The following is an 18,596-nucleotide window of genomic DNA, read 5'->3' on the forward strand; positions in this document are numbered from 1 at the left end:
GACTGAGGACTCATGGTCCGTGCGTGCCTCGTAGCACCTGGAAGTGATGCAACCGTAGCCCTGCCATTGTTCATGACGCAATAGATGTTAGAGTAATTGCGTGATACGCAATGAAAACGTTAATCGTTTGGAAGACTCCAGCCGGGTGGAGGCAGTCCACCGGGCCTTGGTCCTGTTGAAGCTGATGGCTGAAAACGGTTCGCTCAGCGTCACCGAGGCTGCCAAGGAACTTGGTGTCAACCCCTCGACGGCTCAACGCCTACTCGCCACCCTCGTCGGAGACGGCTTCGCACGTCAGGGGGAACAAAAGCGCTACTCCCCCGGACCGGAGTTTCTCCGCCCCGGGATGATGCAGCCGGTTCCGCCCCTCCGTCTCCGGGCCCGGCCGTATCTGGAGCGCCTCTTCGAGCGCGTCGGCGAGACCGTGCATCTCGCGACGCTTGTCGGCACGGAAATCCACCATCTCGACGGTATCGAAGCCACCACGCATGCGCTGCGCTTCGGTTTGAGGACCGGGGTCACTCTCCCGGCCCACGTCACCTCGGCCGGCAAGGCCATGCTTGCTGACCTCGCTCCTGACGAAGTCAATGCCCGATACAAGGTCGCACCCGCGGGCGCCGGACGTCGCGACCGGAAAGTCGATATGGCTCGAATCCATGCAGACCTTGAAAAGACTCGTCGGTCAGGCGTAGGTGCGAACTACGAAGAAAGTGAAGACGGGGTGGCAGCACTCGCCGTCTCGCTGGGAGTGATCGACGGAGAGCACGCGGCGTTCAGCATCGCCCTGCCAATAGCCCGCTTCTCCCGGGACGATGCCAAGCGCCTTGCCGACTGCCTTCTGCAAACAGCCAAGGAATTCAAGGATCACGAAATCGCGGCACAGGCGTGATGACTGAACCTTCCGCGCATCAGCCGCGGTTTTGGCTTCTTTGCTGATTCATGGCAAAGATGTGTTGGGCATAGTAGTTAAGACCATCGTCCATCTTGGCTTGCCAACTCAATGTCGCGGCTCGAAGATCTGCCTTGTCAATTGATTCAAAAATCTCAGTATTTTGTTCAAGGATTATTGTTGGTGAAAATGCGTATCGCGCCCCGATGACCGCAAAATGCATGAACGCCTGTTTGGTGAGCGTCTCCAACATTGCCGGTATTCGGTTCAGGCCCGAGGACTCAAAAAGTGCGGTTTGGAACTCCATATCGAGGTGGTGGGCCCGGGCTACATCATTGCGACGGACACAATCGCCCAGCTCATCCAGGAGTTTCTTGACTTGGGAACGGCCTTCTGGGCTCCAACGGCTGGCCGCCCTAACCACGATTGCTCCCAACGCACGCCGGGCCATATAGGTCTCGGATACGTCGTCAAGGGAAGGAATTCGCACCACCACGGAATCTGATCTGGCCGCGGTAACCAGCCCATCTTCGGTGAGTGCGCGAACCGCAGATCGAATATCCCTCACAGGCGCACCCAGCAAACGATTCAACGTCCCCATCGAAATTTCGCTCTCGCCGGAGAATGTACCGTCGACCAGCCCCTGGCGAATTGCCGAAAGAATGTCTTCTGTCAATGCATTCCCGGACTCGATGAATTCGGCCGTGCTTGACCCCAGGGTTGTGGGCTCTTTACGGTCAACCGTCCATGAGAAAGGAGTCCGCCCGCCCTGGTACCAGCGGCGGATACGCCACTCCAGGTCTGCCAATTGCTCTCCCGTTGGCACTTGGGGCAACCGGTCCAGGGCCGCCACGAGTTTCTGCCACTGCCAAGCATCGACGAAGTGTGCCGCCGGCCGCACGTCAGCGGGTACTGCAAAGTCGCCGCTCACAAGAATGATGGCTTCGGCAAGGCTTTGCCCAGCGGACTCCAGCGATGCCCACAGACCGTGGCCTTGGCCTGTGGTGTCGGGATCCTGCAGGACACTTCGAAGCAGATCCGCCGCCAGCACCGCCCGCAGCCTTCTCTTGCTGCTGGTGGACAGACCGGCCGGGTACCGTACGCGCGAAGCGCGGGAGGGGTTCAAGACGAAGCAGGAACCAGTGGGTCCGACGGCGAATCCAACCAACACCATCTGCCGCTCCGCCAGCATGGCACTGACCGACTCAGTTGTTGGGTTGGGTGCCGCGAATTCCTGCCATGCCCGCGCTACGAACGATTGGCTCACACCGACAGCTTCAGCCACGTGGCGGCTGGAGGCCTTGGTTGATTGCATCCAGAGCGGCGCCGTCAGAACGGCACGTTTGAGCCCGGCGCGATCACTTGCACTCCCCATGCGGCAAGTCTAGGCAGGCGCATGGCGTGACTCAAAGACTCATTCCGGGACTGTTTCTCGGTGCTGGTATTCCCATCGTCGGAGGCACTGCCAATCATGGAGACCGAGATCCGGCATTACCGATGATCCGGTCCGCACCCGACCAACTCCTAAGGAGAATAAATGTACGATGTCGCCGTCATTGGTGGAGGTCCAGCTGGGCTGGCCGCGGCTTACAACCTTGAACGCGGGGGCCAAAGAGTGGTGCTCCTGGAGGAAACCGGCCGGCTTGGCGGACGCGCAAAGACCGTGGATATCAACGGGGAACCGGTCAACATGGGTGCCATGTTCGTGTACACCGGCACCGCTTCGCATGAGTTGGCCGTTGAACTGGGCATCCCCTTGGAACCCTTTGAACCATCGACGTTTGGTATCCATGTCAATGGAGAGACCGTAGTCTCCACCGATAACGATGAGCTGGTTGAGAGGCTGCCGCTCGCGGAAGAGTCCCGCGAAAGCCTGCGGGCGTTCATCCAGCGGGCGAGCTCGGAGTATTACGCGAACACCGTGGACGGGCAACTGCGTCCAGCAACACCAGGCTTTGGCGACGAATCTGCCCAGTCCCGAATTAGCGGCCTGCCCCAAGACGTCCAGAAGGTACTTACCGCGGCCATCCGCGGTGGTTCGGTGGCACATCCTTCAGAACTCAGCACAACCTACGCACTGCGGTACTTCGCCAGCTATCTGGTACGCGAAAAGAAGAACCGAATGGTCTCCTTGGAGGGCATGCAGGCTATTCCTGCAGCACTGGCCAACTCCCTGCAAAGCACCGAAGTGCGCATGCATCAGCGCGTGGACTCGCTTCATCAGGACGCCGATGGACTGTGGAACGTGCAGGTCTCTGCCACCGGGCCCGACGAAGGCTCCGAGCCTGCCGTGGAACCTCAGGATGTGACCGCGAAGCACGTCATCCTGGCGGTTCCGGCCCCAAGGATTACCGGAATGGTTCAGTTGCCGGAATGGAAGAGCCGGGCCCTGGATGCGGTGCAGACTCCCGGCTCAACCGAGCTCGGGGTCGTTGTGGATATCAGCGCGCCGGAGCTTGCAGGCTTTGACGACTGGTCTTTCATCGCAACGGCCGGGCGTGTGTTCGATGTGGTGATCAACCCGAGGCCGGGGCGCAAAGACGGAAAGGTCCAGTTTGTCTGCTACGGGAACTCCGCCGGGTACATCCAAGAAGCCAACGATCCCTCTTCAGGCGTGCTGGAGCAGTGGGTCGAGGAGTTTCTGGCCGTGGCACCGGAACTGCGCGGACACATCCTCGGGGCCAACATTCAGTCGTGGCGACACTGCTTCTCGTTGCTCACGCCGACGCGGGCGGCAGCTCTTCCGCTGCTCCAAGCGCCGGTAGGTAGCACCATGCATTTCGCGGGCGACTACTCCTCAGAGACGGCCGGCACCCATGGAGCCTATTCGGAGGCTAAGCGGGTCAGCCAGGCCATTCTCGAATCTTCGCTAAAACTATTGCCTTAATCATACAAGGATGTATTCTTTAGGTGTGATCAGTACCACAGGCGCCTGCAGCACACTTCACAGCACCTCCGCCCAGTGGTTCGGCCTGGACGCTCCGGCACCGATCGCGGGCCGTTGTGGGGGTTTAGGCGTCGGCTATTCAAAGGAATCGAAAAATATGGGCCTAAGTTTTGGCACGAAAGCTCCCCCGACCGCACTCTCCGGCAAGGTTGAGGTGTCCGGGCTTGGCAAGAAGTATGGAGCCGTCCAGGTTTTGTCGGATGTGAATCTGTCGATGGCCGAGGGTGAGGTGGTCTCGATCATCGGCCCCTCGGGGGCCGGTAAGAGCACGTTCCTGCGGTGCTTGAATTACCTGGAAACCCCCAGTGAGGGCACCATCGCGATCGGCGGTGCCCGTGTGGTCGCCGGCGGAAAGCTGCCGGACAAGGCCAGCCTTGACCACCTCCGCCGCGTCACCGGGATGGTGTTCCAAAGCTTTAACCTGTTCCCGCACCTGACCGTGATGGAGAACATCACCCTGCCCCAGCGCAAGGTCCTGGGCTCAAGCAAGGAACAGGCCGAAGAGGTCGCCAACCGGCTGCTGAAAAGGGTCGGCCTGCCGGAGAAGGCCAAGGCCTACCCGGCCCGCCTCTCGGGCGGGCAGCAGCAACGCATCGCGATCGCCCGGGCCCTGGCCCTGTCACCGAAGGTCATGCTTTTCGACGAACCAACCTCCGCCCTGGACCCCGAGATCGGCCTGGAAGTCCTGGCCGTCATGCGCGACCTCGCCGGGGAGGGCATGACCATGCTGGTGGTCACCCACGAGATGCACTTCGCCCGGGACGTCTCGGACCGGATCATGGTCATGGGCAACGGCGGCGTGCTGGAAATCGGCCCCAGCGAGCAGGTCATGTCCGCCCCGCAGAATGAACGCACCCGCCAGTTCCTCAAGGCCGTGCTGGACAGGTGAGGCAGTCATGATCACCCAACTTTTGACCTCGATCGCCCAGGGCGTCGGGCTCACCCTTTACGTCACAGGCGCCTCACTCCTGTTCGGCGGCATGATCGGACTGCTCCTCGTCGGCGCTGCCCGCTCACCGATCGCGATCATCCGCACCACCGCCACCCTCTACATCAACATCGTCAGGGTCATCCCGCCGATCACCTGGCTGTTCCTGATCTACTTCGGCCTGCCGCAGTACGCCCTGCGCTTGTCCACCATCCAGGCAGCGATTATCGGTTTCTCCATCATCGCTTCGGCCTTCATGGCCGAGATCTACCGCTCCGGACTGCTCAGCATCCCCGACGGGCAACGCGAAGCCGCCCACGCACTCGGGTTAAGCACGGTCACCACCGTGGGGCACATCATCACCCCGCAGGCCTTCCGCGTCGCGCTGCCCGCGATCGCCACCTACGGCATCGGACTGTTGAAGGACTCCGCCCTGGCCTCCACCATCGGAGTCCGCGAGATCACCTACTACGCCCAGCAAAGCGCCAAGCAAACCCACGAAGGACTGCTCTCCTTCCTCGTCGCCGGCGCCCTGTACATCGTGATCAGCCTGATTGTCGCCGTCGTCTCGCGGCGGGTCGACCTCAGGTTGCGCCGGAAGATCGGAGTGGCGTGATGGACCTTCTAACTCAGTGGCTCAACTGGCTGCCCAACCTCGCCCCCGGACTGGCCGTCAGCCTCCAACTCACAGGGCTCGCCTTGCTCTTCGGATTCCCCTTCGGGCTGCTGCTGGCCGTCATGGCCGAAGCGAAATTCGCCCCCTTCCAGTGGATCTCCTTCCTCTTCGTGGAGATCGGCCGTGGCCTGCCGGCCCTGGTGCTGCTCTACATGCTGTACTTCAGCCTCCCCGACGCCGGCATCACCCTGACATCCCTGACCACCGCCATCATCGCGCTGAGCTGGAACACCGGGGCCTACGCCTCCGAATACTTCCGCGCCGGCCTCGCCGCCGTACCACTAGGACAAAAAGAAGCAGCCCTCACCTCCGGACTGCGCGGCTGGACAGGATTCCGCATCATCATCCTCCCCCAAGCCCTGCGCATCAGCACCCCTCCCCTGGCAGGCCTCGCCGTCCTCGTCTTCCAAGGCAGCGCCCTCGCCTTCGTCATCGCCGTGCCCGAACTCATGTCCAAAGCCTTCGAAATCGGCTCCATCACCTTCCAATACCTCAGCGTCTACACCCTCACCGCAGTCATCTACGGAACCCTCACACTCATCTTCCTCAGCCTCGTCAAGCTCCTCGAAACACGACTCAACCACCACCTCCAACGCAACTAACCCCCAAACCAACCCCTGGGGCTCGCCCCCATCCCCTCAATAAAGAAAGAGACACCATGTCCCGAACAACCCGTACCCTCGTGCGCGCACTTTCGGCCGGCACCGCCGCCGGCCTGGTCGCCCTCTCCCTCGCCGCCTGCGGCGGCAACGGCGCCGCGAGCGGCTCGGCCGACTGCACCCCGGCCCACAAAGACCTCAAAACCCTCACCCAGGGCGAGCTCACAGTCGCAAGCTACGACTACGCACCCGCCACCATCCTGAAAGGCGACAACGTCACCGGCATGGAAGGTGACCTCATCAACGAGATCGCCAAGCTTGAATGCCTCAAAGTCACCGTCAGCACCTCGGGCGGTGCTGGAGCAGTTATCCCCTCTGTACAGTCCAAGCGCGTTGACATCGGATCGGGAAACTGGCTGCGCACCAAGGAACGCACCAAGATCGTCTACCTGAGCACGCCGCTCTGGAGCGACCCACAGGCAATCGTCTCCACGAAAGGCCTCACCAGCGACGACCTGCAGGGCAAGATGGTTGGCTCGGTAGCCGGCAACCTGTGGAACGACAGCATGCAGAAGTGGCTTGGCGACAAGTTCAAGATTTACCAGGACGACGAATCCATCTACGGCGACCTCAAGGCAGGCCGCATCGACGCCCTCGTGGCATCGTCCGCATCTGCCAAGTACCGGTTCAAGGACGCACCGATTGAGGGCGCCACGGTGGTAGATGTGAAGCCGAACGCGAATGTCCCCCAGTTCGCCGCTGTCGGCCAAGTGATGTTGCCGTCCAGCCTTGACAACACCGCCCTCGGCAAGGCCCTGGACGAGGACATCAAGAAGCTCCGCGAAAACGGCACCATCAAGAAAATCCTCGAGAAATACGGAATCGACCCCGCTGTCGGAGAGCCGGGCGCACCCAGCGAACTCTGACGAGAACCCCCAACCACACCAAAACGACGCCGGATATCATCCGGCGTCGTTTTTGGGTTCCCTGCCGGAACCTTAGGGGCGCCGGGCAGGTGGATGACGTTCCCGTCCGGAACCATAGGGCGCCCGGCACCTGGCTGACGTTCCGTCCGGAACCATAGGGGCGTCGGGCAGTTGGCTGGCCCGTGCACAGGCAACGAATTACTCCGGCAGAATGAGGAGGCACGCCTCGCCGACCCTGTGTCGTCCAGGCTCGGTTGCCGACATCGGAGTGGATTCCGACTTGTTCCTCGCGGACCCAGGCCTTGTTGAACGCCGCTGGCGCGAACAGCCTACGCCCCTGGGCAGGGGTGCGGAGCCAGAGACCTGCGCGTAGTCCGTCAGCCTCAACGAGTGCCCGGCAAACGGGCGTGCCCTGTTGTCGGATTTCGATGCTGATTCCGTGAGGAGGTCCAGTCATTGATGCGTTCCCAGGCCCATGGGGTTTCCATCCCTCTTGAGGCTTAAATGAAATGGCCATGCACCCCGGAGCAATCCAGGGTGCATGGCGACTTGGAAAAGCCGATGTCAACCGCGGTTGTACATGACGTGTTTGGTGCGGGAGAAGTCTTCGAGGGCGTAGATGGACAGGTCCCGGCCGTAGCCGGAGCCCTTGAAGCCGCCCCAGGGGACTTCGTTGGCGATGACCAGGTGGGAGTTGACCCAGACGGTGCCGAAGTCGAGGCGGCGGGGCACGGAAAGCGAGCGGGCGGAGTTGCTGGTCCAGACCGAGGCGGCAAGCCCGTAGATGGTTTCGTTGGCCCGGGTGATGGCTTCCTGGTCGGTGGTGAAGGTTTCCACCGAGATCACCGGGCCGAAGATCTCCGTACGGGTGATCGGCGCCCCGGCGGGTACGTCGGTCACGACGGTGGGTTCGATGAAGTAGCCCGGTCCTTCCAGGGCGTTACCGCCGACGGCGATGGTCAGGCCGTCCTTGCGGACGTCGTCGAGCGCGGCGAGCACACGCTCGTAGTGGGCCTTGGAGATCATGGAACCGACCTCGACGTCGTCCCCGGCGCCGGGGGTGCCGACCGAGATGTCGCTGACTTCGCGGATGAGCAGTTCGGTGAACTTCTCGGCCACGGACTCGTGGACGAGGACGCGGCAGGCTGCGCCGCATTCCTGCCCGCCGTTCCAGAATCCGGCCGAACGGACGCCCTTGGCGGCGGCTTCCAGGTCGGCGTCGTCAAACACGACGACGGGTGCCTTGCCGCCGAGTTCCAGGTGGACGCGCTTGACACTGGAGGCCGCGGTGGCGGCGACTTTTTGGCCGCTGCCCACGCTGCCGGTGATGGCGACGAGGTCAACGTCAGGGTGTTCGGAGATCCGGTTGCCCACCACCCGTCCGGAGCCCGTGACGATGTTCAGGACACCGGCCGGGACCTCGGAGGCGATGAGTTCGGCCAGTTTGAGGGTGGTCAACGGCGTCTGCTCCGAGGGCTTAAGGACCATGGTGTTGCCGGCGGCCAGGACCGGGGCGATCTTCCACGCGGCCATCAGCAGCGGGTAGTTCCATGGAGTGATCACCCCGACCACGCCCACAGGCTCGCGGAAGATCACCGAGGTGTGGTTCTCGGCATAGTCGTCCGCGCCGAGCGTGGTGAAGGCACGGGCAGCACCAGCAGAGAACCTGAAGGTGTCAATGGCGCTGGAGATATCGTCTTCAGCCACAGCGGCCGGCTTGCCGGTATTGGCAGCCTCGAGGGTTTCGAAGACTTCGCGGTTGGCCTCGATGACGTCCGCGATGCGAAGAAGGACGGCTGAGCGGTCCTTCGGGGTCTTCGCCGCCCAGTCCGCCGTCGCCGCTTTCGCCGCGGCGACGGCGGCGTCGACGTCCTCAACGGAACCGGAGGGGACCTGCACGAGGACTTCCTCAGTGGCGGGATTCACCACATCGAAGGTTGAGGCGGAGGTGGATGGTACGAACTCCCCGCGGATGAACTGGCCGAAAGGCGGGAGCGACGGCGCCGGAAGGGTTCCCTCCCGACGGACGGTGAATGGGGACGTTTCTGTGGTTGTCATGGTGTGCTCAGTTCCTTTGCGTTGCGGCTATTTGACTACAGCGGCGGATTTTTCGTTCTGGTGCTTCCAGAAATCGGCCCCGTCGATGAAATGGAAGTCAGCCACGCGTTATCCGATGTTCTGCTTGATCGAAGCCAGATTGGCCAGCGCCTGCTCCACCTTGGCGAGGTCGGCGGCGCCGAGCTCCGCGGTGGGGCGACGCGGTGATCCCGCGGGGAGGCCCTGCAAGGTGAGTCCAGACTTGACGGCGGGAATGAACGGTGCCGACAGCAGTGCGTCGATCACCTGATAAACGGCGTTCCACAGTTCGCGGGCACCGGCGAGGTCGCCCTCAGCGATCCGGCGGGTGACAGCCACGATCTCTTCGGGAACCACGTTGGCTGTTCCGGCCATGACGCCGGCTGCACCTTCCACAAGGGCGCTGTACAGGTAGGCGTCCCAGCCGATGAAGGTGCCGATGACGTCGCTGTGGTGGTGGATGAGCTGCAGAGCCTGCTCCCAGTTGGCGCTCGAGTCCTTGATGTAGCGGATGTTCCCGACTTCCTCGGCCAACTGCCGGACAGTTGCAGGATCCAGGTTGACGCCCGTGACCGGCGGGATGTTGTAGAGCATCACCGGGATGCTGACCGAGCGGGCCACGTCCTTGATGTACGTGACGGTCTCCTCCAGCGACAGCGGCTCGTAGTAGGGAGTGATGAGCATGAGCACGTCAGCGCCCAACTGCTCTGCGGCCCGGGACAGGCGGATGGCCTCGGCAGTGGAGGTGGCACCGGTGTTCGCGATGACCGGAACCCGGCCGTTGGCCTGCTCGATGACGGTCTTGATCAGGAGCAGGCGCTCTTCCGAGGACAGGGCACCGACTTCGCCTGTGGAGCCGGCCGCGACAACGCCGTTGACTCCGGCGTTGATGGAGCGGTCGACGATCTTGCGCAAAGTGGCGACATCGATCGTTTCGTCCTGGTTAAAGGGGGTGGAGAGGGCGGTCAGGACGCCGCGGAGTTCCTTGGACATGGAGTAATTCCTCGTTTCGGTAGGTGTGTTGTTGCGCTGCAGTTTTCGAGTGAAGCGGGGCTCAGGCGACGACGGAGAGGCCCGACTTCGGGAGCGCCTGGCGGTGCGTGGCCAGGACGCTTGCTGCCTCCTGGGCTGCGGAGAAACCGGTTGTGATGGAGCTTTCGGTATAAAGGGTGCCCAGGTAGTCGCCTGCCAGGAAGACTCGGTTGGTGCCGCGCATGAGGGTGGACTGGATCTTTGCCCTGCCCGGGAAGCAGTACGGGGATGCGACCCGCCAACGGTCGGTCTGGGCTTCGATCACGCTGTCAGCGAAGCCATGGCCCAACACCTGGTCGAGGTCGGCGAGGTGGGTCTTGATGACTTCCTCGTCGCTCTTTTCCAGAAGCGCACGGCCTAGGCTTGCTGGCGAGAACGTCATGAAGCTTCCGCCCGGCTTGCGTACGGATTCAGTGCCACGCACGATGCTGGCCTGGTTCAAGGCGATGGCGAAGGAACGTTTAGGGGCTGCGATGGCGTAGATGTCATCCCAGGGCCGTGCCGACGTCTCATTGGTCAAAAAGGCCGTGCTGACGTGTGGTCCGTACTTGATCTGGCTGAGTGCGCCGCGGAGTTCCTCGGGAAGATCCACACCGATCTTGTTGGAGACGTCCGCGGTGGTTGCGAGCACCACCGTGCGGGCCTCCACTTCGCGGTCCACACCACCCTGGGTGTAACGAACCACCACGGAATCCTGCTTGTGCACTACTTCATGGACGGTGGCACCCAGCTGGACGTGCTCGCCGAGCGACGCTGCGATCGATTCTGTCAACGTGGATGGCCCACCGACAATGCCCCGGCTCAGGCCTTGCCCAATGCCGAGTACCAGGCTGAAGTAGCCGATGCCCGCGCCAGCGGAGATCTGGTCCATGTCACCTGCGGAGCGCGTGACTGTGGTCTTGAACAGGGCGGCAGCATCCTCGGACAGCTCGCCGATGAAGTCCTGGAACGAGCTGTTGTTCTCGAAGTCGTAGATGCGTTGCTGACGCATGGCACCGGATTCACCGGTACGCTTGCGCACCACACCGGTGTACTTGGCTACTCCGCTGACCACTTTCAGGCCCGCCTTGAGCGTATCTATACGCGAGGACAGGGACATCGGAATACGGAGCGGATAAGTGGCGATGTGCCCCTTGCGGATGAACTTGCCATTCATGGACAAAGCCTGAAGCGAACCGGGGATCTGGACCGCGGTGACGCCCACTTCGTTGAGCAACGAATCCGTGGAGGAACCGGTACCGGCGAACACGTGGCCGCCCCAGTTCAACCAGTAGTTTCCGCGACGCTCGGAACGGATGCGACCACCGACGCGGTGCTCCGACTCCAGCACCAAAGTGTCCCAGTGCCGCAAACGCCACGCTGCCGAGAGGCCGGCGAGACCGCCACCGACAATTACTACGTCTTTCATGAGTTTGAACTTTCTTGCTTAGGGGATCACAGTGCTCGGACCCATTGGCTGTCTTCCTCGGCAGCTGGAGAAGGGTCCACCAGTTTCTGGAGAGGTTTCTATGAGGTGCATCCCAGAGCCTTGTGCGTCTGGTCACAGGTAAAAGATACATCATTGTATGATTAATGCAATAGGTCTTAGTGATAAAAAAGTATCCGCCAGGCGTCTAACGCCGGCGGGCAGGCTGCGGTGTAGGTCCGGGCGTACTGCTTAGACTGGAAACGACTTTTAACGCATTGGCACTACCGGAGCCCAAAAGAACCTGGCGAGTCGGTCCCGATCACGATCGGATGTGCTGGTTACTGTTCCAGTTGGCGCAAGCAGTTCACGAATTCGTCCACAGCTGGCGAATCGCTGGCCCCTCTAGCCGCATACAGGGCCGTCTGCGGGCTCCCTGCGATGGGCCGGGTGACAAGGCCGGGCATTTGGAAGCGCCTGACAGATTCGGGAAGGATCGATATTCCCAGCCCGGCAGCCACCAGTCCGAGGACGGTTTCCTGGTGGATGGCCTGCTGAACAACTTGCGGGGAACTCTTCAGCCCGTCGAACAGGCGGAGCACCCGGGCCACGAACCCGGGCATGAGGCGGTACGGGAAGAGGATCATCGGCTCACCTTCCAAGTCTTCCGGCCGGACTTCCGAACTCGAGGCCAGGGGGTGCGCCTCGGGCAGCACGGCAACAAGGTCTTCGGCGCTGACCAGATCCATTCCCAACCCGGGAACCTCGCCAGGGTCGCGGACGAGTCCAACGTCAAGGTCGCCGTCGAGCAGTTGTTCAATTTGCTCGCCGCTGGTGAGCGGACTCAGGACCAGTTCCACCCGCGGCCGCTGCTCCCGGAAGCTCCGAATGGCTTCGGGGATGGTGGTGTAACTGGCGGAACTGACGAATCCCACCCTGATCCGTCCACTCAGTCCCGCGGCCACGCTCGCAACATCGCTGGCGGCATCATCAAGTTCGGTCACGGCATCCTGGACCCGCCGCTTGAACGCTTCGCCGGCGGGGGTCAAGGTCACACGTCGGGTTGTCCGGTCAAACAACTGGACTCCAAGCTCGCTCTCCAGCCGTCTGATGGCAACCGTCAGAGGCGGTTGCGTGAGGTGCAGGCGTTCCGCGGCCCGGCCGAAGTGGAGCTCTTCTGCGACCACGAGGAAGTACCGAAGCTGCCTGAGTTCCATGATGATTCTTTCGCGCGACGTTAACAAATTCTACATAAATGATATTGGACGCGACGCATTTGGAGGTGAGTAACTGGATGCAGCGAAGCAACGCATCAACCACCCACCACAAAAGGGAGCCATCCATGGAATCGTTCGAATACGTCGTTGTCGGCGCTGGGCTGTCCGGCGCCGCCACGGCCTGGCAGCTCGCGGCAAGGGGCCACGAGGTGGGACTGCTGGAACGGTCAACTCCAGCCAATGACGCCGGCAGCTCCCACGGCTCGGCGCGTATCTTCCGCTACGCCTATCCGGACGCGTTCTACACGGGCCTGGTCCTCGAAGCCAAGACCGGTTGGGACGAACTTGCCCGCCTCAGCGGCAAGCAGCTCATCACCCCCACAGGCGCCGTGGACTACGGTACCGTCCGGCAACCGGAGCGCCTCGCCGCAGCACTTGCCCAGCACGGCATCGAGCACGAGCTCCTTACCGCCAAGGAAGCCCAGAATCGCTGGCCGCAGATTGCCTTCGACACGGAGGTCCTGTGGCATCCCGGCGCCGGTGTCATTGATGCCCACGAATCCGTCGCAGCCATGGTGGACCAGGCCGTTGCCCACGGCGCATCACTGCATACCAACTGGACCCTCACCTCTATCGTGGCAGGCAACAGCAGCTACGTTCTGACCTCCGAGGACGGACGCTCCCTTCACGCCGCGAACGTGATCGTCGCTGCCGGAGGCTGGCTCCCTCAACTGCTCGGCTCGCTCTCCCTGCCGTCGGCGTTTCTGGCGAACATGCCCGCCTTGGAAGTACGGCAGGAACAGGCCTACCACTTCCCCTACGCAGACCCCGCCAGTCGGGATGAGTCGCAGTGGCCCACATTTATCCACAAACGCGAAGGATGGCAAGCGTACGGTCTCCCAGGCGGCCGCGACGCCGGATTCCGCGGTCAAAAGGTCGCCGAATACAACGGCGGCAAAATCCTGCCGTCCGCCGCGGACCAGGACGGACTGATCGACTCGGCCAACCGCCGTCGTGTCATTGAATACGTCGAAAAGTACCTCCCAGGCCTGATCCCCGAACCGTACGCCGAGACTACCTGCCTCTTCACCAACACCCCCACCGAAAACTTCATCCTGGACCGCGCCGCCGGCATCACCATCCTCTCCCCCTGCTCCGGCCACGGGGCCAAGTTCGCACCGCTGATCGGCCAACTGGCCGCAGACCTCGCCACAGGAACGGGAACCGTCCCGCAACAGTTCCGCCTCGTCGCCCAGGCCGCAGCAGGCGCCCACTGATGGAAAGCGCCAACACAGACGCCGCCGCCATCACCTCCACAGACCAGACAAGTACGACGACGGCGACGGTCACCGGACTGCTGGCCGACATCGCCGGCACGGGCACCGACCCGCTGCGCGGGGGCTACACCCGCCCCGTCTACTCAACCGCCGAACTCGACTTGCGGGCATGGTTCATGGACCATGCCAGCAAACGCGGACTGACCGTGGAAACCGACCATAACGGCGCCATCTGGGCCTGGTGGGACATCCCGGGCGGCGACCGAAGCAACAGCCTGGTCACCGGTAGCCACCTCGACTCCGTCCCCGGCGGCGGCCCCTTCGACGGACCCCTCGGCGTCGCCTCAGCCCTCGTCTCCGTCGACATCCTCAAAGCCCGCAACACAACCCCAACCCGGCCCCTCGCCGTCGTGGTCTTCCCGGAAGAGGAAGGTTCCCGGTTTGGCGTGGCGTGCCTCGGCTCCCGGCTCATGACAGGCGCCATCGACCCGGACAAGGCGCGCAACCTCAGGGACCCGGACGGCAACACCTTCGCCGACGTCGCCCGTGTTAACGGCCTCGACCCCCGCTATGTCGGCCGGGACGAGCAATTGCTGGGCCAGATCGGCGCATTCGTCGAACTCCACGTCGAACAGGGCCGGGGACTGATCGACCTGGACCAGCCCATCGCCATCGCCTCCTCCATCCTCGGCCACGGCCGCTGGCGCCTCAGCATCCGTGGACAGGGAAACCACGCCGGGACAACTCTCATGGTCGATCGGCACGACCCGGTGGTTGCTGCCTCACGGACGGTCGTGTCCATCCGCGATACCGCCCGTAACCAACCCCACGCCCGGGCAACCGTCGGTCGACTGCAGCCTGTCCCAGGAGGAACCAACGTCATCGCCTCACGAGTGGACTTCTGGCTCGACGTCCGCCACCCGGACGACGCCGTCACCGCATCCCTCGTCGAAGCGATTCAGACGCAAGCGCAACTGATCGCCGCCGAAGAAGGCTGCAGCGTGGAACTGACGGAAGAATCCTTCAGCCCGACCGTCCACTTCGACCCCGGCCTTCAAAAACAACTGCAACGCGCGCTGCCGGATGCGCCCCTCCTCGACACCGGCGCCGGACACGACGCCGGCGTACTGTCACCTTTCGTACCCACCGCCATGGTGTTCGTCCGCAATCCAAGCGGTGTATCCCACTCCCCTGAAGAACACGTAGTGGACGAAGACGCCGAAACCGGAGCGCAAACCCTGGCAGACGCCCTTGCCGCCCTCATGAACTAACGCGTCAGCGGTTTGGGAATTCCCGTGCCGGTGAAGGCACGGGAATTCGGCTTCCGGGCGTTAGCGGCCCGCAGATTGGTTGAAGGGGATGTCCGGCAATCTCCCGGCCGGTACACTAGGGGTGCGGTCCGGGGAGTGGAAACGCTGGCCCGACCCGCCGCCGAGGTGACATAGGCAGCCGTATGCACGGCCCCGAAGCGAACGGGCTGCGGAGCCTGAACCGTCAAAGGAATCACCATGTCATCCTCGCCCCTGACACTGTCAGAAGCTGGCCGGACCGCCTCACGAAATCGCCGAATTCTGGAGATTCTGGGTGCTGCCGCCATCGCTGGAACTTATGTCTTTCTGGTCCTTACCCAGCCGGCGGACATCGCCAATGGCCCGGTGAGCTTTTCGGCACTCGTCGCGTTGGGCGGCTTCCTGCTGGGCGCCGTCCTCCTGATCGTGGCCGTGCTGCCGGCACTCCCCACCTCCACCTTGGTCCTCGTCCCGGTGGCCCTCGTCCTGAACGTGGTCCTTGGCCAGATCATGGGCAGCAGCGGGCTGCCCTTCTACTTCGACGCTATCGGTACCGTCCTAATAGCCGTCCTGGCAGGACCCGCCGCGGGCGCGGCAACCGGAGCCCTGAGCAGCATCGTGTGGTCCTTCTTCAACCCAACAGTCCTGCCTTTCGCTGCCGGTTCCGCCTTGATCGGCTTCCTGGCGGGCCTGGCCGCCCGCGGCGGGCTATTCCGCCGCTTCTATCTGGCCCCTGTGGCCGGCTTCATTACCGGAATCTTCGCCGGCGTCGTCTCCGCCCCGATTGCCGCTTTCGTCTTCGGCGGCACGTCCGGCGTCGGCACCGGTGCGATCGTCAGCGCGTTCCGCGCCATGGGCGACACACTGATGGCAGCTATCACCAAGCAGGCGCTCATCTCAGACCCCATGGACAAGGCGATCGTCTTCGCCATCGCCGCGCTGCTGGCCTATGCCCTGCCGCGCCGGACCACTTTCCAGTTCCCCTTCGTGCGGCGCTTCAGGGTACTCGCAGGCAAGGCCCCGGCCACGCCCGCCGCCTGACACTCTGCCCGTGCGTCTCCACCCGTTCACCGCGCTGACCGCAGCCGCGTGCACCGCCGTTGCCACCACCGCGGCAGCCAGTTGGCAGTTGTCGTTTGCCGTGTCCATCATCTCGTCAGTCCTGGCGGTACGGGCGGGGGTTGCGGGCCGCGTGCTTTCCGCGGCGGCAGTGACGGTGGGTCCGCTGTGCCTGTCTCTCGTGGTGCTGCACGGGCTGTTCTTCCCCGAGGGCCGGACTGTACTTGCCGAATGGGGGCCCGCCCGAGTCACCGCTGAAGGCCTGCAGTTCGCACTGGACCTGGCATCGCGCACCTCGGCGTGCGTGCTGGTCCTCCTCCTGTTCTCCTTCACGGTGAGCGTGCCCGATCTGGTGTCCGCCCTGGCTGCCTCGAGGATCCCGCCGCAGTTCGGCTTCGTCCTGGCCTCCACGCTTACGCTGCTGCCTGCCATCGTCGGCTCCCTGGACAGGATCCGGCAGGCCCAGGAGGCACGCGGGTTGTTGCTGCGCGGCAGTCTGCTGGCCCACCTCGGTGCCCTCCGCCTGCAGATGGTGCCGCTGGTCCAGGGGCTCATCGAGGACGCCGGCATTCGCGGTCAGGCGCTCGAAGCCAGGGGCTTCGGCGCCCCGGGACCGCACACAAGTTACCGACACGTTGACGACCCGCCCGGACAGCAAATCTTCCGGGCACTGGCGCTGGTCTTGGCAGCGGCGGCCGTCGCGCTCCGCCTCTTGGCTTCGTGGCCGACGGCGTCCCTATGACCGCGACGACACGCACCGCGCTCCGGGCCAGGATCAATGAATTCACATACCACGGCGGGACAGCTGCTGCACTGCGCGACGTCGGCCTTGAGATCGAGGGGGGAAGCCTCACCGCAATCCTCGGCGGCTCCGGGAGCGGCAAATCTACGCTGGGCAAGCTGCTCGGGGGCTGGCTGCGTGCCGGTCACTCCGGGACCCTCCGAGGCAGCCTGGAGCTGGGCGGCACCCGCCTGGACTTCGACGGTTCCGCGGCTGATCCGAGGATCAACCCCGCCGAATGGTTCCGCAGGGCGGCGTTTGTCCCGCAGGAGGCCGCCGCGATGCTGTCGACGGTACGCTCGTCGGTCGCGGAAGAGCTGGCTTTCGGCCTGGAAAACCGGGCCACACCACGGCAGGAGATGCTCCGTGCAGTGGACCGCACAGCAGCCGTCACGGGACTGTCCGGGCTGTTGGACCGGGACCCTGCCACGCTTTCCGGCGGGGAACTAAGACGGCTGGCAGTGGGCTGCGCCGTCATCACCGAACCGGAGGTCCTGGTCCTTGATGAGCCGCTGGCTTCCCTGGACCCTGCCGGAACTGCGCAAGTCACCGACGTCATCCGAAACCTGGTCGCCGGCGGCTCGGCCGTCGTCGTGCTGAGTCAGGCCGTGGACGGGCTCGCCCTCCAAGCCAGGCAGTGGATTGTCCTCGACGACGGCACGGCGACTGCCGCCGGACCTCCGGGGAAGATCACGGAATCGGCGGAGCTGGAGGCCTCGGGCGTGCGACTTCCCGGGTCAGCCGTTTCTGCGCTAGCTTCCACTTCACCCGGACCGGAGCGAGTCCTTGGCAAGGGCCCTGCGATCCTGGAACTTCTGGGGGTCGGATTCAGCTACCCGGTCGCGTCACGACGCAATGGCCCAGCTACGGCAAATGAAGTACAGCGGACCAACGTGCTGCGGGACCTGGACTTCAGCCTGCGGCCCGGAGAGATTGTTCGCATCGTCGGACCCAACGGGGCTGGCAAGTCCACCCTGCTCCGACTGTTCAACGGCCTGCTCCGGCCCTCGTCGGGGGACGTCCGGGTAGGCGGAAACAGCATCGCCCGAACGCCGGTGGGGCGGGTGGCGGCCTCCGTGGGACTCTTGTTCCAGCATCCGCGGGATCAACTCTTCGAACGGACGGCACTGCGGGAAGTATGCTTCGGACTCCGCCCGCTCTTTGGTCCCGGAGGTGCAACAGTCCGGGCCCTCGCTGCACTTGACGAGGTGGGGCTGTCCAATGCCGCCCAGGTACACCCGGCGGAGCTGTCAGCCTCGCAGCAACGGCTCCTGGCCCTAGCCACGGTCCTCGCACGGGAACCTGCGGTGCTTGCCCTGGATGAGCCCACCGTCGGGCTGGACCGACACGGTGTCGAGCGCCTGAGTCACGCGGTCAAAGAGGCCGCGGAGCGCGGCGCAGGCGTTGTGCTCGTTACGAACGACGCCGGATATGGGCGGACAGCAGCGGACCGGAACCTGGAGTTCGACGCCGGGCGGCTGCGCGAGCTTTAGCT

16 protein-coding genes are annotated in these 18,596 nt (G+C 63.6%); 11 read left to right on the plus strand and 5 right to left on the minus strand.

The window, feature by feature from the left end; translation table 11 throughout:
- Positions 1-100: 100 nt before the first annotated feature.
- Complete coding sequence (locus LD110_RS02180) at positions 101-889, plus strand: IclR family transcriptional regulator (protein ID WP_225496032.1); 789 nt, start codon at positions 101-103, stop codon at positions 887-889.
- 19 nt (positions 890-908) lie between these two features.
- Here LD110_RS02180 and LD110_RS02185 read toward each other — a convergent pair whose 3' ends face one another.
- Positions 909-1,940 carry a GntR family transcriptional regulator gene (locus LD110_RS02185; RefSeq protein WP_225496034.1) on the minus strand — a complete coding sequence of 344 codons (1,032 nt, stop codon included), beginning with the start codon at positions 1,938-1,940 and terminating at the stop codon, positions 909-911.
- Positions 1,941-2,426: 486 nt separating this feature from the next.
- Between LD110_RS02185 and LD110_RS02190 the strand changes: the two genes are divergently transcribed.
- The 5 genes from LD110_RS02190 (at position 2,427) to LD110_RS02210 (ending at position 6,965) form a co-directional block, all read left to right on the plus strand.
- Complete coding sequence (locus LD110_RS02190; protein ID WP_225496036.1) at positions 2,427-3,776, plus strand: NAD(P)/FAD-dependent oxidoreductase; 1,350 nt, start codon at positions 2,427-2,429, stop codon at positions 3,774-3,776.
- A 157-nt stretch (positions 3,777-3,933) separates the two neighbouring features.
- Positions 3,934-4,725, plus strand: coding sequence for an amino acid ABC transporter ATP-binding protein (locus LD110_RS02195; protein ID WP_225496038.1), 792 nt, complete (start codon positions 3,934-3,936; stop codon positions 4,723-4,725).
- A gap of 7 nt (positions 4,726-4,732) precedes the next feature.
- Complete coding sequence (locus LD110_RS02200; protein WP_225496040.1) at positions 4,733-5,380, plus strand: amino acid ABC transporter permease; 648 nt, start codon at positions 4,733-4,735, stop codon at positions 5,378-5,380.
- Positions 5,380-6,042, plus strand: a complete 663-nt coding sequence (locus tag LD110_RS02205; RefSeq protein ID WP_225496043.1) for an amino acid ABC transporter permease — start codon at positions 5,380-5,382, stop codon at positions 6,040-6,042. The genes LD110_RS02200 and LD110_RS02205 overlap by 1 nt, the downstream gene beginning before the upstream one ends.
- A 56-nt stretch (positions 6,043-6,098) precedes the next feature.
- On the plus strand, positions 6,099-6,965 hold the full coding sequence (locus tag LD110_RS02210; RefSeq protein ID WP_225496044.1) for an ABC transporter substrate-binding protein: 867 nt from the start codon (positions 6,099-6,101) through the stop codon (positions 6,963-6,965).
- 564 nt (positions 6,966-7,529) lie between these two features.
- Here LD110_RS02210 and LD110_RS02215 read toward each other — a convergent pair.
- The 4 genes from LD110_RS02215 to LD110_RS02230 all read right to left on the minus strand — a co-directional run bounded on the left by LD110_RS02215 (position 7,530) and on the right by LD110_RS02230 (position 12,695).
- Positions 7,530-9,023: an aldehyde dehydrogenase family protein gene (locus LD110_RS02215; protein WP_225496045.1), complete on the minus strand. Its 1,494-nt coding sequence runs from the start codon at positions 9,021-9,023 to the stop codon at positions 7,530-7,532.
- A 108-nt stretch (positions 9,024-9,131) separates the two neighbouring features.
- Complete coding sequence (gene dapA, locus LD110_RS02220) at positions 9,132-10,034, minus strand: 4-hydroxy-tetrahydrodipicolinate synthase (RefSeq protein ID WP_225496046.1); 903 nt, start codon at positions 10,032-10,034, stop codon at positions 9,132-9,134.
- Positions 10,035-10,095: 61 nt separating this feature from the next.
- Positions 10,096-11,481, minus strand: coding sequence for an NAD(P)/FAD-dependent oxidoreductase (locus tag LD110_RS02225; RefSeq protein ID WP_225496047.1), 1,386 nt, complete (start codon positions 11,479-11,481; stop codon positions 10,096-10,098).
- Between the two features lie 338 nt (positions 11,482-11,819).
- Entirely contained in the window at positions 11,820-12,695 is an 876-nt protein-coding gene (locus LD110_RS02230) for a LysR family transcriptional regulator (protein WP_225496048.1), read from the minus strand.
- Between the two features lie 125 nt (positions 12,696-12,820).
- Here LD110_RS02230 and LD110_RS02235 point away from each other — a divergent pair, with 125 nt between their 5' ends.
- The 5 genes from LD110_RS02235 to LD110_RS02255 all read left to right on the plus strand — a co-directional run bounded on the left by LD110_RS02235 (position 12,821) and on the right by LD110_RS02255 (position 18,594).
- On the plus strand, positions 12,821-13,972 hold the full coding sequence (locus LD110_RS02235; protein ID WP_225496049.1) for an FAD-dependent oxidoreductase: 1,152 nt from the start codon (positions 12,821-12,823) through the stop codon (positions 13,970-13,972).
- On the plus strand, positions 13,972-15,243 hold the full coding sequence (locus LD110_RS02240; RefSeq protein WP_225496050.1) for an allantoate amidohydrolase: 1,272 nt from the start codon (positions 13,972-13,974) through the stop codon (positions 15,241-15,243). Before LD110_RS02235 ends, LD110_RS02240 begins: the two co-directional genes overlap by 1 nt.
- 237 nt (positions 15,244-15,480) lie before the next feature.
- On the plus strand, positions 15,481-16,302 hold the full coding sequence (locus LD110_RS02245; protein ID WP_225496051.1) for an ECF transporter S component: 822 nt from the start codon (positions 15,481-15,483) through the stop codon (positions 16,300-16,302).
- Positions 16,303-16,312: 10 nt separating this feature from the next.
- Positions 16,313-17,062: an energy-coupling factor transporter transmembrane component T gene (locus tag LD110_RS02250; protein ID WP_308012393.1), complete on the plus strand. Its 750-nt coding sequence runs from the start codon at positions 16,313-16,315 to the stop codon at positions 17,060-17,062.
- The gene (locus LD110_RS02255; RefSeq protein WP_225496053.1) at positions 17,059-18,594 is read left to right on the plus strand and encodes an ABC transporter ATP-binding protein; all 1,536 of its coding nucleotides are present in this window, start codon (positions 17,059-17,061) and stop codon (positions 18,592-18,594) included. The genes LD110_RS02250 and LD110_RS02255 overlap by 4 nt, the downstream gene beginning before the upstream one ends.
- Positions 18,595-18,596 lie beyond the last annotated feature (2 nt).

The organism is Arthrobacter sp. M4, from assembly GCF_020251205.1.
Taxonomy (GTDB): domain Bacteria; phylum Actinomycetota; class Actinomycetes; order Actinomycetales; family Micrococcaceae; genus Arthrobacter.

Coding starts and splice junctions, on each gene's coding strand:
- LD110_RS02190 (WP_225496036.1), top strand. CDS start 2,427: ATGTACGATGTCGCCGTCATTGGTGGAGGTCCAGCTGGGCTGGCCGCG.
- LD110_RS02225 (WP_225496047.1), bottom strand. CDS start 11,481: ATGAAAGACGTAGTAATTGTCGGTGGCGGTCTCGCCGGCCTCTCGGCA.
- LD110_RS02235 (WP_225496049.1), top strand. CDS start 12,821: ATGGAATCGTTCGAATACGTCGTTGTCGGCGCTGGGCTGTCCGGCGCC.
- LD110_RS02230 (WP_225496048.1), bottom strand. CDS start 12,695: ATGGAACTCAGGCAGCTTCGGTACTTCCTCGTGGTCGCAGAAGAGCTC.
- LD110_RS02205 (WP_225496043.1), top strand. CDS start 5,380: ATGGACCTTCTAACTCAGTGGCTCAACTGGCTGCCCAACCTCGCCCCC.
- LD110_RS02200 (WP_225496040.1), top strand. CDS start 4,733: ATGATCACCCAACTTTTGACCTCGATCGCCCAGGGCGTCGGGCTCACC.
- dapA (WP_225496046.1), bottom strand. CDS start 10,034: ATGTCCAAGGAACTCCGCGGCGTCCTGACCGCCCTCTCCACCCCCTTT.
- LD110_RS02255 (WP_225496053.1), top strand. CDS start 17,059: ATGACCGCGACGACACGCACCGCGCTCCGGGCCAGGATCAATGAATTC.
- LD110_RS02215 (WP_225496045.1), bottom strand. CDS start 9,023: ATGACAACCACAGAAACGTCCCCATTCACCGTCCGTCGGGAGGGAACC.
- LD110_RS02210 (WP_225496044.1), top strand. CDS start 6,099: ATGTCCCGAACAACCCGTACCCTCGTGCGCGCACTTTCGGCCGGCACC.
- LD110_RS02245 (WP_225496051.1), top strand. CDS start 15,481: ATGTCATCCTCGCCCCTGACACTGTCAGAAGCTGGCCGGACCGCCTCA.
- LD110_RS02195 (WP_225496038.1), top strand. CDS start 3,934: ATGGGCCTAAGTTTTGGCACGAAAGCTCCCCCGACCGCACTCTCCGGC.
- LD110_RS02240 (WP_225496050.1), top strand. CDS start 13,972: ATGGAAAGCGCCAACACAGACGCCGCCGCCATCACCTCCACAGACCAG.